Source organism: Patulibacter sp., assembly GCF_030655195.1.
GTDB lineage: Bacteria > Actinomycetota > Thermoleophilia > Solirubrobacterales > Solirubrobacteraceae > Patulibacter.
This window is the reverse complement of record NZ_JAURWA010000102.1, coordinates 1-14,860: the sequence shown is the minus strand read 5'-3', so window position 1 is coordinate 14,860 and position 14,860 is coordinate 1. Positions and strand designations below refer to the sequence as shown.

General features: G+C 75.0%; 11 protein-coding genes and 1 pseudogene. 8 read left to right on the top strand and 4 right to left on the bottom strand.

Annotated elements, in window-relative coordinates:
- Positions 1–24 precede the first annotated feature (24 nt).
- Positions 25–1,095 (bottom strand): ABC transporter ATP-binding protein, encoded by a 1,071-nt coding sequence (locus Q7T67_RS10470; protein WP_304788806.1) that lies wholly within the window; start codon positions 1,093–1,095, stop codon positions 25–27.
- A 100-nt stretch (positions 1,096–1,195) separates the two neighbouring features.
- On the opposite strand from Q7T67_RS10470, the gene Q7T67_RS10465 reads away from it, so the two are divergent.
- Positions 1,196–1,804 (top strand): putative glycolipid-binding domain-containing protein, encoded by a 609-nt coding sequence (locus Q7T67_RS10465; protein ID WP_304788804.1) that lies wholly within the window; start codon positions 1,196–1,198, stop codon positions 1,802–1,804.
- A gap of 37 nt (positions 1,805–1,841) precedes the next feature.
- Positions 1,842–2,240, top strand: a complete 399-nt coding sequence (locus Q7T67_RS10460; RefSeq protein ID WP_304788802.1) for a VOC family protein — start codon at positions 1,842–1,844, stop codon at positions 2,238–2,240.
- Positions 2,241–2,337: 97 nt separating this feature from the next.
- On the opposite strand, the gene Q7T67_RS10455 is transcribed toward Q7T67_RS10460, so the two are convergent.
- The gene (locus Q7T67_RS10455; RefSeq protein WP_304788800.1) at positions 2,338–3,090 is read right to left on the bottom strand and encodes a TetR/AcrR family transcriptional regulator; all 753 of its coding nucleotides are present in this window, start codon (positions 3,088–3,090) and stop codon (positions 2,338–2,340) included.
- Between the two features lie 36 nt (positions 3,091–3,126).
- Between Q7T67_RS10455 and Q7T67_RS10450 the strand changes: the two genes are divergently transcribed.
- The 3 genes from Q7T67_RS10450 to Q7T67_RS10440 are packed head-to-tail and all read left to right on the top strand — an operon-like array spanning position 3,127 to position 8,358.
- The gene (locus Q7T67_RS10450; protein WP_304788798.1) at positions 3,127–4,656 is read left to right on the top strand and encodes an NAD(P)/FAD-dependent oxidoreductase; all 1,530 of its coding nucleotides are present in this window, start codon (positions 3,127–3,129) and stop codon (positions 4,654–4,656) included.
- The gene (locus tag Q7T67_RS10445; protein ID WP_304788796.1) at positions 4,653–5,693 is read left to right on the top strand and encodes a carbon-nitrogen hydrolase family protein; all 1,041 of its coding nucleotides are present in this window, start codon (positions 4,653–4,655) and stop codon (positions 5,691–5,693) included. Before Q7T67_RS10450 ends, Q7T67_RS10445 begins: the two co-directional genes overlap by 4 nt.
- Positions 5,694–5,751: 58 nt before the next feature.
- Complete coding sequence (locus Q7T67_RS10440; protein ID WP_304788794.1) at positions 5,752–8,358, top strand: DEAD/DEAH box helicase; 2,607 nt, start codon at positions 5,752–5,754, stop codon at positions 8,356–8,358.
- A gap of 262 nt (positions 8,359–8,620) precedes the next feature.
- Here the strand turns inward: Q7T67_RS10440 and Q7T67_RS10435 are convergent, their stop codons facing one another.
- Positions 8,621–9,451 (bottom strand): HugZ family protein, encoded by an 831-nt coding sequence (locus Q7T67_RS10435; protein ID WP_304788792.1) that lies wholly within the window; start codon positions 9,449–9,451, stop codon positions 8,621–8,623.
- 182 nt (positions 9,452–9,633) lie between these two features.
- On the opposite strand from Q7T67_RS10435, the gene Q7T67_RS10430 reads away from it, so the two are divergent.
- Positions 9,634–10,143 carry a DUF4395 domain-containing protein gene (locus Q7T67_RS10430; RefSeq protein ID WP_304788791.1) on the top strand — a complete coding sequence of 170 codons (510 nt, stop codon included), beginning with the start codon at positions 9,634–9,636 and terminating at the stop codon, positions 10,141–10,143.
- 105 nt (positions 10,144–10,248) lie between these two features.
- On the opposite strand, the gene Q7T67_RS10425 is transcribed toward Q7T67_RS10430, so the two are convergent.
- On the bottom strand, positions 10,249–12,045 hold the full coding sequence (locus Q7T67_RS10425; RefSeq protein ID WP_304788789.1) for a hypothetical protein: 1,797 nt from the start codon (positions 12,043–12,045) through the stop codon (positions 10,249–10,251).
- Positions 12,046–12,263: 218 nt separating this feature from the next.
- Between Q7T67_RS10425 and Q7T67_RS10420 the strand changes: the two genes are divergently transcribed.
- The gene (locus Q7T67_RS10420) at positions 12,264–13,055 is read left to right on the top strand and encodes a GIDE domain-containing protein (protein ID WP_304788787.1); all 792 of its coding nucleotides are present in this window, start codon (positions 12,264–12,266) and stop codon (positions 13,053–13,055) included.
- A gap of 172 nt (positions 13,056–13,227) precedes the next feature.
- Positions 13,228–14,860 (top strand): annotated as a pseudogene (locus Q7T67_RS10415) (hypothetical protein); the annotation flags it as partial.

Below are 14,860 nucleotides of genomic sequence, written 5' to 3'. Positions count from 1 at the left end.
CCGGACCGGGCGGACGCGGGGGGCCTACCGCAGCTCGCGGCCGGTCAGGTGGACGAAGACGTCCTCCAGCGAGCCCTCGAGCTGGCGCAGCTCGACGAGGCGGAGGCCGGCGTCGGACAGCCCGGCGACGAGGTCGCCCGCCTCGACCGCTCCGTAGGCCCGGACCGTCGTGCGGCCCTCGGCGGAGGAGACGACATCGGCGCGCTCCACGCCCGGGACGCGGCCGATCGCCGCGGCGGGATCGTCGCCGGGGACCGTCGGGGCGCCGGACGACGGGGTCGCGCCGTCGTCGGCGTCGACCGCATCGGGTGCGCCCACCGCGTCCTGCGCGACCACCACCACCTCGACGCCGCGCTCCGACGGCAGCAGCCTCCGCAGGCCGCGCGGGGTGTCCAGCGCGATCACCTCGCCGTGGTCGACGATCGCGATCCGCTCGCAGAGCTGGTCGGCCTCGGCCATGTCGTGCGTGGTCAGGATGAGCGTCGTGCCCTGGGCCTGCAGCTCGCGCATCGTGTCCCAGAGGAACAGCCGCGACTGCGGGTCCAGGCCCGTCGTCGGCTCGTCGAGGATCAGGATCTGCGGGCGGTGGATCAGGGCGCGGGCGATGATCAGCCGCTGCGCCATGCCGCCCGAGTACTGGTCGACGCGGTCGTTCTCCCGGCCCTGCAGGCCCACCTGCTCGAGCAGCTCGAGGGCACGCTCGCGGCGTGCCCTGCGCGAGAAGCCGAAGTACGCGGCGTGGAAGGTGAGGTTCTCGATCGCGCTGAGACTGCGGTCGAGGTTCGGGCGCTGCGGCACGACCGCCAGGCGCAGCTTGACCGCGACCTGGTCCGTCGTGACGTCGAGCCCGTCCACGAGGACGCGGCCGCCGGTCGGGCGCACGCGCGTGGTGATGACGCCGATCGTCGTCGTCTTTCCGGCGCCGTTGGGTCCCAGCAGCCCGAAGATCTCGCCCTGGCGGACCCGGAAGTCGATGCCCTTGACCGCTTCGTCGCCGGACGAGCCGTAGCGCTTGCGCAGGCCCTCCACGACGATCGCGTCCTCGGCCACCGGGGGCGGGGGGCCGAAGCTGCCGGAGGCCGTCGCGCTGCTCACACCCACAGCGTACGGGCCGCGGACCGCGTGCCGCCCAGGGCGGTCCTCCCCGATCCCCGGTCGCGGCGGGCCGGCGACCCCGCCGGGGTACGCTCGGGCGATGAGCGCGCGCACGATCGTCTGGGAGGGGACCGACGCCTGGCGGGCGGAGGTCGCCGTCGTCGATCTGGGCGTCGACCGCGTCCGCGCCAAGGGCACGCAGCTGGGCGTCGATCCGGTCCCGTACCGCCTGGAGTACGAGCTCGACACGACCGCCGGCTGGGAGACCCACCGCCTGCAGGCGCGGTCCTCCGGAGCCGGCTGGTCGCGGGAGATCGACCTCCGCCACGACGGCGCGGGCCGCTGGCGCTGCGAGGTCGCGGAGTCCGGGAGCGCACCGGGACTGGCCGAGCCCGGCGGCGACATGGCCCTGCTCCGCGGGGCGATCGACTGCGACCTGGGCGCGTCGCCGCTGACGAACCTGATGCCCGTCCGGCGGCACACGCTGAACATCCACGAGGGCGAGCACGACCTGCTGATGGCCTGGGTCGACGCGCCGTCCCTGGCGGTGGTCCCGTCGCCGCAGCGCTACGAGCACGTGCGGCGCACCGAGGACGGGTCGGTCGTCCGCTACGTCGGCGAGGGGCGCCGGTTCGTGGCCGAGCTCGAGCTCGACGCCGACGGCCTCGTGCGCGCCTACCCGGGCCTCGCCCGCCGGGTCGCGGGCTGATCGCGGTCGGGCGGGCCCCGCGGCCTACGATGGGCGCATGGAGGTCCTCGCCAGTCGCGTCCTGCTGCACCCGCGCGACCACGCCGCGTCGCGCCGGTTCTACGAGGACGTCCTCGGGCTCGGCGTGTTCCGCGAGTTCGGGACCGCCGGGCACCCCGGGATCGTCTTCTTCCTCGGCGGCGGGCTGCTCGAGCTGTCGGGGTCCGGCGACGCGACGCCCTCCGCCGCGACCCGGCTGCTCCTGCAGGTCCGGGACGTCGAGGCGGAGGCGACCCGCCTGGCCGACGCCGGGGTCCCCGTGCTGGAGGCTCCGGCACGGAAGCCGTGGGGTCTGGTCGAGGCGACGCTGACCGACCCCGACGGGCTGCAGCTCGTCCTCGTGCAGATCCCCGAGGACCACCCGCAGCGGCGCGCGGGGCCGGCGGCGCCGGGCTGAGGGCCGCGGGGTCGTCCCGGCGGCCTCACCGCCGGACGCCCGCTCCGCCCCGCCCAGGTCCACGGCCCCGCCCGGGCGGTGACGGGCCCCCCGCGCGTCAGCCGGGGTCGACGTCCTCGGTCGACACCAGGCGGGCGAGGGCGTCGCCCGCTGCGTCGCGGGCGGACGGGGCGACCAGGCCCTCGAGGACCAGGCGCCGCCCGGTCTGGATGCAGGCGGCCACGGCGTCGTCGTCCAGCGCCATGCGGTCGCCGCGCAGCGTCAGGCCGATCACGCCGTTCCACGCGCCCCAGAGGAACCGCGACAGGTCGTGCGCGTCCAGCGGCCGGGCCTCGCCGGCGTCGATCGCGGCCTGGATCTCCTCGCGGAAGCGCTCGATCAGGGCCTCGGTCCGCCCGCTGACCCGCTCACGCAGTTCGGCGTCCATCACCGGCCCGGCGTCCGTGTCGCCCATCGCGAAGAACCGGAACGCGCCGGGGTGCTCGAGGTGGAACCGCAGGTACGAGTCGCCGGCGGCCATGACGCGCTCCAGGGGCGTGGCGCCCGCGGCGTAGGCGCGCTCCATGTACTCCCCGAAGAGCTCGACGGAGCGCTCAGCGAGCGCGTGGTACAGGCCGTCCTTGTTGCCGAAGTGGCCGTAGATCGAGCCGATCGCGACGTCGGCGGCCTCGGCGACGTCCTCCATGCGCGTGCCGCGGTAGCCGGCGGCGCGGAAGGCCCGCTCGGCTGCGTCGAGGATCGCCGCACGGGTGCGCGCGGCCCGGCGCTCGCCGCGCGCCGGGCGCCGGCCTGCCGGATCGTCGAGGGCGGGACCGCCTGCAGTTGGAATCGACTTCATCTCTGAATCCACTTGCAACTGTAGCGGGTGCCGGGGTAGGTTCGGCCCATGGAGACCCATGATGTCGTGATCGTCGGAGGACGCCTTGCCGGCAGCGCCGCGGCGGCCGCGCTCGCCCGGGCCGGGAAGGACGTGGTCGTGCTCGAACGCGGGAAGCTCCCGTCGGACACCCTCTCGACGCACGTCCTCTTCTCCGCGGGGATCGAGGAGGTCCGCCGGATGGGCGCGCTGGACGACCTGCTGGCCCTCGACCCCTCGTACATGCGCGGGATCCAGCTGCACATGGGCGACGACGTGACGGTCCGGGAGCGGTGGAGCCCGGAGGGCGAGACGGACTACGTCCTCTGCGTGCCGCGGACGATCCAGGACGTCGTGCTCGCCGACGCCGCCCGGCGTGCGGGGGCCGACGTCCGCGAGGGCAGCGAGATGCTCGACGTCCTGTGGGAGGGCGGCCGCGCGGCGGGCGTCCGCTACCGCGACGCGGACGGTGAGGTCCGTGACGTGCGCTGCCGGCTCGTGCTCGGCGCCGACGGGCGGCGGTCCACCGTCGCCGCCCGCGTCGGTGCGTGGCGCCCCTACCGCGGCTCGCTGAACGGCCGCGGCCTGGTCTTCCGCTACCTCGACGATCCGCAGGCCGGGACGGAGCTGAACGAGACCCTGATGCAGTGGCGCGACGGCACCTCGTTCTGCATGGTCTTCCCGAGTGCGCCGCGGCCGAGGACGGTCGCCCTGGTCATGGGCCCGGCGGCGGACGTCCCCCGCGCCCGCAAGGACCCGGAGGGGACGTGGGCCGAGTTCCTGCGCCGCCATCCCGGCTTCGCGGAGCGGATCGCGGGCGCGACGAACGTCGGCAAGCTGCGCTCGACGAACGACGTCTCCGCGTACTTCCGGCCCAGCAGCGGCCCCGGCTGGGCGCTGATCGGCGACGCCGGCCACTTCAAGGACCCGGTAATCGGTCAGGGGCAGCGCGACGCGCTGTGGATGGGGCGGACCGCCGGCGAGGCCGCCGCCGCGGCGATCGAGGACCCCGCGGCGCTCGACGCCGCGCTCCGGCGCTGGGAGCAGCTCCGCGACGAGGAGTGCCTGGCGGCCTACCACCTGGCCAACGCCGAGACGCGGATCGCGCCGCAGCCCCCGGCGCTGGTCGAGATCGCCCGTCGCGCGCAGGGCCGCGGCGCTCCCGATCTCAGCGATCTCTTCCAGCGCACGCGCACCCAGCAGGAGGTGCTCACGGTGCCCCGGCTGGTCGGTGGTGCGGTGGGCGCGATGGCCCGCCGTCCCCGTCAGGCGCTCTCGATCCTGCGGGCGTCGGTCCCCGACCTGCGGACCGACCTGGCGGTCCGGGCCGAGGCCCGGGCGGGGCGCTTCCGCTCGACCCGCGTCGTGACCGGCTCGGAGCACCCGGGATGGACGTGGCCGGCCGCGCCGGCGCGGCGGGACGTGGCGACGCCCGCGTCCTCCGCGGGGATCACGTCCTCCTCGGGCAGCGGCGCGTCGAGCGCCCGCGTCCCGGTCCCCGCGTCCGTCGCCGTCGCGGCACCCACACCGTCGTCCCCCACCACCGAGGTCCCCGCATGAGCCCCCGCGATCCGATCCGCGTCGCCGCCGTCCAGCCCCGGCTCGAGCTCGGGGCGGTCGAGGCGAACCTCGTCCGCATCGAGGCGCTGATCCGCGACGCCCACCGCGCCCACGACCCGCAGGTGATCGTGGTGCCCGAGGCGATGACCTCGCCGAACGTCTTCCACGAGAAGCTGCGCGGGGTCGCGCGGCCCGTCGACGGCGCGCCGTTCCGGCTGCTGACGGGCCTGGCCCGCGAGCTCGACGTCGTGATCGCCGGGGGGTTCCTCGCCCGACGCGGCGACGACGCCTACGGCACCTACGTGCTCGCCGAGCCCGACGGCCGCGCCCACCTGCACGACAAGGACACCCCCACGGCGTGGGAGAACCACTACTACCGCGGGGGCGACGACGACGGTCGCACGCACTGCACCGCGCTGGGCCTCGACGTGGGCCTGGCCTCGGGGTGGGAGTGGATCCGCTTCCGCACCGCGCGTCGCCTGCAGGGCGTCGACCTCGTCCTCGGCGGCATGTGCTGGCCGTCGTTCCCGGACAACTGGGGCGGCCCGCTGCGGGCGTGGACCCGGCGCGAGCACCTCGTCTGGCGCCAGGCCAGCCGCGAGCTCCCCCGCCAGGTCGCACGGCTGGTCGGCGCACCGGTCGTCCACGCGGCGCACGTCGGGCCGGTCGGATCGCGGACGCCGATGGCCCCGTTCGTGCCGTGGCGGACGCAGATGCTCGGCGAGACCCAGATCTGCGACGCCGACGGCACGATCCTGGCGCGCCTGACGCTCGAGGACGGCGAGGGCCACATCGGCGCGACCGTGACCCCCGGGTCCGTCACGCCGCTCGACCCGCTCGAGTCGCGCTTCTGGATCCCGCTCGTCACGCCGGCCACGCACGCCGCCTGGCACGTGATGAACGCCCACGGCCGGCTCGCCTACCGCCGCCGCCGGGCGCGCGGCGAGCACGAGTGGCAGGCGGTGCCCGCCGGCGACCTGCCGGACGAGCTCGGCCCGACCGCCGACCAGGAGCAGCACTTCGCCACGACGGCGTAGGAGCGGGGCGCCCCCGGTCGGCCACGGGGCGAACGTGCGTTCGTCATGATCCGTCGGGATGCCGTCCCGTCCCCCCGACCCGTGGCGGCCGACCCTCGAGGCCGGCCGCGAGGACGAGCGCCTCGTCCGCGAGGCGTTCGAGGGCGCGCGGGCGGCGCGGACCACCCCGATCCCGTCGGACCTGCACCCGCGGCTCCTCGACGGCCTGGCCCATCGCGGGATCACCGAGCTCTACACGCACCAGGCGCAGGCGCTCGGGCTGCCGCCCGCCCGGCCCTTCGTCGTCACGACGGCGACCGCCTCGGGCAAGTCGCTCGCGTTCCAGCTGCCGGCGATCGAGGCGCTCCTGCGCGAGCCGCGGGCCCGCGCGCTGTTCCTCTACCCGACGAAGGCGCTGGCGCAGGACCAGGCGCGGTCGCTCGCGTCCTTCGGCCTGTCGCGGGAGCTGCGCGTCGCGATCTACGACGGCGACACCCCCCGCGAGGCGCGCAAGGACGTCCGGACGCGCGCCAACGTCGTCCTGACCAACCCGGACATGCTCCACGTCGGGATCCTGCCGCGGCCGGACCTGTGGGCCGACTTCCTCGCGCGGCTGCGGGTCGTGGTGATCGACGAGGCGCACGTCTACCGCGGCGTCTTCGGATCGCACGTGTCGAACGTCCTGCGGCGGCTGCGCCGGCTGACGGAGCGCCACGAGGACGCCCGCCTGCGACCGGAGGGTCGGATGCGCACCGGCCCGCGCTTCCTGCTCGCCTCGGCGACGATCGCCAACCCGGTCGAGCACGTCGAGGCGCTGACGGGCCTCGCGGACGTCGCCCTGATTGACGAGGACGGCGCGCCGGGCACCGCGCGCCAGATCGCGATGTGGAACCCGCCGCTCTTCGACGAGGACGACGACCAGCACGCGACCGCCGCGCGGGTGCGGCGCGAGAACGCGGACCGGCCGCTGCTCGGCGCCGGGGACGGGCGCGGGGCCGCACCCCTGGCGGACCTCAACCACGACGGCCCGATGGCGACGGTCCACCCGGCGGGCGACGCGTCGGAGGTCGAGCCGGAGAGCTCCGACCTCGAGTCCCCCGGGTCCAACCCCGACGTCGAGCTGCTCGACGCGTCCGAGCTCATCGCCGGGCGGGTGCGGCGCTCCGCGCTCACGGAGGCGGGCGAGATGCTCGCCGACCTGGCGGAGTCCGGGACGCGCACGATCTGCTTCATCCGCTCGCGCAAGGGCGTCGAGGTCGTGGCGGAGATCGCGAAGGACCAGCTCGAGGAGCGCGGCCGGATGGACCTCGCCCGGGCCGTCGTGCCGTACCGCGCGGGGTACACCACCGGGCAGCGCCACGAGCTCGAGCAGCAGCTCGTCGACGGGAAGGTCCGCGTCGTCGTCACGACCACCGCGCTCGAGCTGGGCATCGACATCGGCGAGCTCGACGCGTGCGTCGTCGTCACGTTCCCCGGTACGGTCGCGTCGCTCCGCCAGATGTGGGGCCGTGCGGGCCGTCGGGGCCGCGGGCTGGCCGTCTACGTGGCGGGCGAGGACGCACTGGACCAGTACTTCTGCCGCCACCCCGACGAGTTCCTCGGCCGTCCGGTCGAGGCGGCGATCCTGCAGCACGAGAACGAGTCGATCCACCTGCCGCACCTGCTCTGTGCGGCCTACGAGGCACCGCTGGACGAGCGCGACGCGCCGGCGCTGGGGCCGCGCTGGCGGGCGCACGCGGAGGAGCTCGTCCGTCGCGGCGACCTGCGCGAGCGCTCGGGCGTGTTCCGTCCCGTCGACGGCCACGGGTTCCCCGCCGGCGACGTGGCCCTGCGGTCCGCGAGCACCCACCGCGTCGTGATCGTCGACGGCACGACGGGCGAGGAGATCGGCCACGTCGAGCAGGACAAGGCCCCGTCGACGGTCCACGAGGGCGCGATCTACCTGCACCAGGGCACCCAGTACGAGGTGCAGGGCCTCGACCTGGAGTCCGGCTACGCGGTCGTCGAGCCGTTCGCGGGGAACTGGTGGACGGAGCCCAAGCGCGAGATCGAGGTGCTCTTCGAGCGGGTCCTCGACCGGCGCGAGGTGCAGACGCTCGGCGGCCCGATGCGGCTGACCTACGGCACGGTCACGGTCACCGACACCGTGCTGGCCTACCAGCGACGGCGTCGCAAGACGGGCGAGATCGTCGACCTGCGGACGGTGGACCTGCCGTCGGTCTCGTTCACCACGGAAGCCGTCTGGTACGAGCCCGGGGCGCTGATCCACGGGGGCGGCGTGCCCGGCGGCGGGGCCGGCGACGCGCCGATCGGCCTCGAGCCGTTCCCGACGGAGCACGTCCTGGGGGCGCTGCACGCCGCGGAGCACGCGCAGATCGCGGTGCTGCCGCTGCTGGCGATGTGCGACCGCTGGGACGTCGGCGGCCTGTCGACGAACCTGCACCCGCAGACGAACGGGCCGACGATCATCGTCTACGAGGGCCACGTCGGCGGCGTCGGGATCGCCCGCCAGGCGTTCCGCGAGTTCGAGGCCTGGGCCGCCGACGCCGAGCGCCTGCTCGCGGAGTGCCCGTGCGACTCGGGCTGCCCCTCGTGCGTGCAGTCGCCGAAGTGCGGCAACCTCAACGAGCCGCTGCACAAGGCCGCGGCGCTCGAGCTGCTCGGCCGGCTGCGCCCGCGCGGCTGACGGGTGCGCACGGCTGACGAGTGCGCGCTCACGCCGTCGCGCGCAGGCATCGAGAGCGCTCCCGCGGCCGGGACGTACACCTCTTCCAGCGCGATTCATCCGGTGCATCGCCGTATTCACCGGGTGAGTCACGCTGGAAGATGTCCACACCGCGGATCTGGGGCGGCCGGTCCGGTCGGCGCGAGGGGCCGCGGCCTGCCGGGTCCGCCCGGCCGCCGCGTCCGCCCCGTTCGCAGAGCTCTGCCCGCCGCGTCTGCGGGGGTCAGGCCGCCTCGCGCGCCCGCCGGACCAGGTCGACCGACGCGGCACGCAGGCCGCCCGCGTCGTCGATCGAGGTGGTCCAGCCGACCCGGGGCCAGGCGGTGCCGCGCGGGGTCTCGACGGCGAGGTCCATGCCGTGGCGGTCGGCGCGGACCGCGGAGGCGGCGGTCGCGTCCGGGAAGCCGGCGAGGGCGCGCGCGATCTCGAGCAGGTTGTGGGGGTGGTCGTCGTTGAGGTGCGCGACGGCGCCGGCGGCGTGCGGGGCGACCGGGTCCGGGCGGGCGGCGGCGTAGTCCTCGGCGGTGGCGGAGTCCATGCGACCGTAGCCGCCCACCCAGCGCACGCGGCCGACGCGCAGGACGAAGAAGAGGAAGTCGTCGAAGTCGGCGTAGAGCTCCGCCGAGGGCATCGCCCGCAGATGGGCGGCGCGGGCGGCGGCGAGATCCTCGCCGGTGGGCCGGTGGACGCGGCCCGCCAGGGTCACGCGGCCGCGGTCCAGCGGGTTCTCGTCGTTCGGCGGCTCGGCGACGACGAGGCTGGCCCGCTCGTCGCCCTCCAGGTTGCGGGTGTGCTCCGCCATCCGGGAGACGAGGAACACCGGCGAGCCGTCGTCCAGGGCGCCGTAGGTGACGACGGAGCCCCACGGGTCGCCCGTCGACGTGAGCGACGCCAGGACGCCCTGCGCCGTCGAGGCGACCATCGTCCGCGCCTCCTCGGCCGCCGTCGAGCGGCGCGCCGGCGCGAGGACCGGTCCGGACGGGTCGGGGACGATCGGCGAGCCGGCCGGCGGGGCGCCGTGCTCGGTCGGCGTGCTGGTCTCGTTCTCGCTCACCCCCGCATCATCGCGGTCCACGCCCGGCCCACCGCGCGGCACGCGCTTCCGGGGCTCTCGGGGGACGGCCCGCAACCCCCGTGAACGCCGGGCCGTGGGGCCGTGGGGCGCGCACGACCGGACCCGCCGTCGCGCGGCCCGTCGCCATGGAGCCCGCACGACGACGGCGTATAGTCCCGATCGTGGGTCAGGTATTCAGCTTTCCGAATCCGATCAACGAGAAGGCCGCGCGGTTCGTCGCCTTCGTCGTGATGATCGCCGCAATCGTGGCGCTCCTCACCGGGTGGCAGTGGCTGCTGATCCCGCTCGCCTACGGGTTCGTCGCCCGCGCGGCCGCGGGGCCGACCTTCAGTCCGCTCGGTCGGCTGGCGATGGACGTCGTCGCGCCGCGGTTCCTCGGAGAGAAGCGCCCGACGCCCGGCCCGCCCAAGCGGTTCGCGCAGGCGATCGGCGCCGTCGTCACCACGGCCGCCGCGATCGGCGGCCTGGCGCTGGGCTGGACCGCCTTCGCGAACGTCTGCCTGGGCCTGATGGTCGTCTTCGCCGGGCTCGAGTCGCTGGCCGGGATCTGCGTCGGCTGCCGGATGTTCGCCGTCCTGATGCGGATGGGCGTCATCCCGCCGGAGACGTGCGAGGCGTGCAACGACATCTGGTCGCGGCCCGGCGTGACGAAGCCCGGCGCCGCCGCCTGAGCCGGCGTCACCGCCCGGGGAGAGCCTCCCGCCCGGGTCGCGCGCGTCCCCGGGGTCCACGGGGCGACGTCGGCCGCGCCGCCCCGCTCCGGGCCGCGCCCCGCCCTACGGCGTGGTCGGCTTCGCCGTCAGCGTCCGGATGACCTCGGCGTCCTCGTCCAGCACGACGATCGGCAGCCGCTTGCCGCTCCTCGGGGCCGTCGAGTAGTCGAACCCGGCCTTCTGCTCCTTCGCCCCGTCGAGCTCGAGCAGGCGCTGCCAGGCGGTGACCCGGCCCTTCGCGTCGGCCTTCGTCAGCTGCAGGAGGAACTGCGGCTTCAGGCCCTCCAGGCCCTCGCTGCCGGTGGAGTCGAGGATGACCGCCTCGTTCTCCTGATCGACGAGGAACGACACCGTCGAGCCGCTCTTCACGCCCACGGCGGTCGCCGCGAAGTTCAGGGCGGCGTTGCCCTTCACCAGGCCGGCGTAGAACTCGGGCGACGTGGGGATCTCGCTCTTCGAATTGGTCTGGTAGGTGATGCCGTAGCCGCCCGGAAGCGCCATCTCGTCCTTCTGGCCCGGCGCGATCTCGATGCCGTCGAGGTCGATCGCCAGGCCGTTGCCGACGAGGTTCACGCTCGCCTTGGTGGCCTTCGTGAGCCGCGAGCCGTCGACGGTGATCGAGTACTCCTTGCCCTCGGGCAGGCGGAATCGCGGCTCGGGGGCCTCGTCCCAGTTCTGCACCGCGTAGGTCTTGACGACCTCGACGTCCGGGATCTCGCGCAGGAACCGCCCGTTCACGATGCCGGTGCGCCGTCCGTCGTCGTCGGTGAAGACGAGGTGCGGGTGGTTGGCCGGGTCGCCCGTCAGCGTCAGCTCGGTGTAGCGGTCCTCCTCCGCCAGGACGGAGCCCTTGCCCGAGCCCTCCTCGGTCTGCTCGGTGGCCTCGCAGAACGGGCACGACGACTCCTGCTCGCCGGGGCGCGTCGGGTCGAGCTCCAGCGTGCCCGTCCGCGCGTTCCCCTCGTAGACCTCGTCGGTGTTCTTCGGGTTGGTGCCGCCGACGTAGTCCCAGGTCTCGTCCTCGGTGTTCACGTCCACCGCACGCGTGACGCCCGGGAAGTTGTTGTCGTAGACGAGGATCTTGTAGGCCCCGTCGCCCTGGTCCTCGACCGCGAACGGGGTGATCGCGTGGCCGCCGGTGAAGTCGCTCTTGTAGATGCCCAGCGTGTAGAGCTCCTTCCCGTCGTTCAGGCGGTCGACGAGCGTCTGCAGCACCTGGCTCGGGGTGCCCTTCACGCGCTTCTCGAGGATCGGCGGGAGCACCTGGTAGGTGAAGTGCTCGGCGATCGCCGACTGCAGGTCCGTGTTGCCGACGAGGTCGAGGTTCGCGGTGCGCCGCGCGCCGTAGTCGGACTCGTCGACCTTGTCGTCGAACATCCGCAGCGCGAGGACGGAGAAGCCCTGGCAGTGGCCGCCGCCCATGCTCTCGTTCTGGTTGTCCATCCAGGTCTTCGCCGCGGGCGTCAGCCGACAGTCCTCGGAGGTGCCCCGCAGGCAGACGATGTTGCCGAAGAGCGTCTGGACGTTGACCGGCTCGAGGTTCTCGGGGCCGACGTCGTTGCCGTAGTTCTCGAACGAGAAGCCGTCCGTCTCGGGACGGAACCCGGAGTCGGCGATGATGTCGCCCGTCGGCACGTAGCTCTCGACCTCCCCGTCGGCGTCGGCGCTGTCGCCCTTGGGGACCAGGCTCTTCTTGGCGGTGAAGCCGTCGGCCCGGCCGATGGCGGGCTTGCCCTTGCCGCCCGCGGCGCTGGTCGGCGCGTCGTCCCCGCCGCAACCGGCGAGGAGCAGGGCCGCGACGCCGACGGCGAGCGCGGCCGAGCGGCGGCGGGAGCCTGCTGGTTGGAGCTGGTCGATCACGGTGGTCCTTCGGGAGCGGCGGGGCCGACCTGGCGGCCGGCTAACACTGTTGCGCGCATCCTAGTGCGGCCGTCCCGTGCCGGGGCCCGGCCCTGATCCCACGGGCGGGCGGGCGGACGGACGGCCGACGGCCCCGCCGTGCCCACCGGGGCCGGTGGCGTGCCCCCGCTCGCCGAACGGTGTTCGCGCAGCGCCGTCGCGCGGGCTAGGGTGCGCAGGTGCTCATCGCCGGAGTCGTCCTGATCCTCGTCGCCGTCGGGGCGGTGTTCTACGCCCGCCACGAGCGCGGCAAGGCCCGCACCGCGACCATGACCGAGACGCTCTCGTGCGGCGACGTCGCGACCCTGAGCAAGGGCGTCGCGGACGAGGTCGGGGGCGGCAACTTCACCCAGCGCTGCGAGGCCGTCGGCAAGGCGCAGGCCGGCCCGCAGGGCCTGGTCGACGCGCCGGAGTCGAAGGTCGACGCGGTCTGGGTGCGCACGAAGGTGACCCACAAGTACTGGGAGATGGTCACCACCACGCGCGACGGCAAGTCCCACCGGACCCGGCAGGAGCGCGAGGACGTCGTCTCGGACAACACCTCGATCGCGCCCTTCGGCCTCTCGGACGACACCGGCACCGTCCTCGTCCACCCCGACGGCGCGGACATCGACCAGCCCGAGCGCGTCGTCGACCGCTTCGAGCAGGCCAACCAGGTGCAGCAGGACGGCGGCGGGTTCCTCGCGACGCTGCTGCGCTCGACGAACGACTCCGGCACGCTCGGGTTCCAGCGCGAGGAGTGGGTCATCCGCCCGGGCACGGCGCTCTACGTGCAGGGCGAGGTCGCGGACCGCACCGGCGCGCTCGTCTTCGCCAAGCCGCAGGACAAGGGCGCGTTCCTCGTCTCGACGCGGTCCGAGGAGGAGATCGTCGCCGGCTCCGAGAAGGCGGCCAAGCTCGCCGCGATCGGGGCCGTCGTCGCCGGTGTGGTCGGCGTGGTCCTCCTGATCGCGGGCGCGGTCACGGCGTAGGGGCCGGGTTCCCGTCCGCGGGGCGTCCGGTCGGGGGCGATCGGTCGCGGGGCGTCTGGTCGCGGGCGTCCGGTCGCGGGGCGGGTGCGAGGCCCCGGGCCCGCGGTTCACCCCGGGTGGTTCGGTCCCAGGACCTTGTGGCCCGGGCGGGGCTCGGTGACGATGGGCCGCGGTGTCCACGGCCTCCCAGACCGCGACGGGGTCGCCCGCGCCGGTCCTCCGCGGGGCCGTCTTCCCGCAGACGAAGTTCCACCGGCCGCAGAGCCGGCCCGAGCACGTGAAGCGCGGCTCGCTGCTCGACGCGATCGAGCGCTCCGGCGCCCGGGTCGTGGTCGTCGACGCCCCCGCGGGGTTCGGCAAGAGCACGCTGCTGGCGCAGTGGGCCGACCGGGCCGTCGCGCGCGACGACGACGTCGCCGGGCCGGGGCGGCCCCGCCGCGTGGCCTGGGTCTCCCTGGACGCCGACGACGCCGGCGCACGGCTGTGGTCCGCGGTGCTCGCGGCGCTGCGCCCGCTCGTCGGCGAGGCGCTCGACCCGGCGCTCGAGGCCGCGGCGTCGCCGGACGCCGACCTGCGCGACGACGTCCTCGTCGCCGTCCTGGACGTCCTCGAGGACGCCGAGCCCCTGGCGCTCGTCCTCGACGACCTGCACCTCGTCGTCGACGACCGGCGGGCGCGCGACAGCCTCGACTGGGTCCTGGCCCGCCTGCCCCGCGCGCACGCGGTCCTGATCGCCTCCCGGCGCGACCCCGGCCTGGCGTCGCTGCGCCGCATGCGGATCCACGGCGAGCTGCTCGACGTGCGGATCGAGGACCTGCGGTTCGGGACGGACGAGGCGGCCAGCTTCCTCCGCGAGGGCCTGGGGCTCGACCTGGCGCGGGACGAGGTCGCCGCGCTCGACGGGCGGATCGAGGGCTGGCCCGCCGCGCTCTACCTCGCCGCGCTGCGCCTGCGGATGGGGGACTCGGTCGCGCTCGTGATGGAGCGGATGCACGAGCGCGACGAGGAGCTCTTCGGCGACCTCGCCGACGAGGTGCTGCGCGCCTGGCCGCCGGCGGAGCGCCGGGTCGTCCGCGACACGGCGGTCCTCAACCGCTTCACGGTCGACCTCTGCGTCCGGCTGCTCGGCGACGACGACGAGGTCCGCGGCGCGTTCCGCACGCTGACCCGCACGTCGCTGCTGCTGACCCCGCTGGACGGCGAGCGCACGTGGTTCCGCTGCCACCACCTCATGCGCGACGTCCTGCGCAGCCGGCTGATGACGGAGGACCCCGGCCGCGCGCGCGAGCTCCACGTCCGCGCCGGCGAGTGGTTCGAGACCGAGGGCGGCGAGAGCGAGCTCTACGAGGCGATGCACCACTACCTCGAGGCCCGGGCGTGGGACGCCGCCGCGGAGCTCCTGACCTGCCACAGCATCCGCTTCGTGCAGTCCGGGGCGCTCGGGGGCCGCGCACGCGACTGGATCGCGCGCTTCCCGCCCGAGGTCGTCCGGACGGACCCGCGGCTGTGCTTCGTCGCCGCGCTCCTGGCCGCGCTGGACGGCGACCGCGACGGTCGCGACGCGTGGCTGGAGCGCGGCCGCCTGGGCGGCTGGACCGGTCCGATGCCCGACGGCACGGCGACCTACGACCTGGCGGCGGAGTGGGCGGCGGCGCTCGTCTGCTTCGGCGACCTCGGGGCCGCCGCGGCGGCGGCGGACCGGGCCCTCGGCTCCCTGCCGGCCGGTGCGCCGGTGCGCTCGGCGGTCGAGGCGCTCGCGTCGTGGCACGCGCACCTGGCCGGGCGGGGCGCCGAGGCCGTCGCGC

Excerpts from the sequence above, each read along its gene's own strand:
- Q7T67_RS10465 (WP_304788804.1), top strand. The coding sequence starts at position 1,196 with ATGAGCGCGCGCACGATCGTCTGGGAGGGGACCGACGCCTGGCGGGCG.
- Q7T67_RS10460 (WP_304788802.1), top strand. The coding sequence starts at position 1,842 with ATGGAGGTCCTCGCCAGTCGCGTCCTGCTGCACCCGCGCGACCACGCC.
- Q7T67_RS10450 (WP_304788798.1), top strand. The coding sequence starts at position 3,127 with ATGGAGACCCATGATGTCGTGATCGTCGGAGGACGCCTTGCCGGCAGC.
- Q7T67_RS10445 (WP_304788796.1), top strand. The coding sequence starts at position 4,653 with ATGAGCCCCCGCGATCCGATCCGCGTCGCCGCCGTCCAGCCCCGGCTC.
- Q7T67_RS10440 (WP_304788794.1), top strand. The coding sequence starts at position 5,752 with ATGCCGTCCCGTCCCCCCGACCCGTGGCGGCCGACCCTCGAGGCCGGC.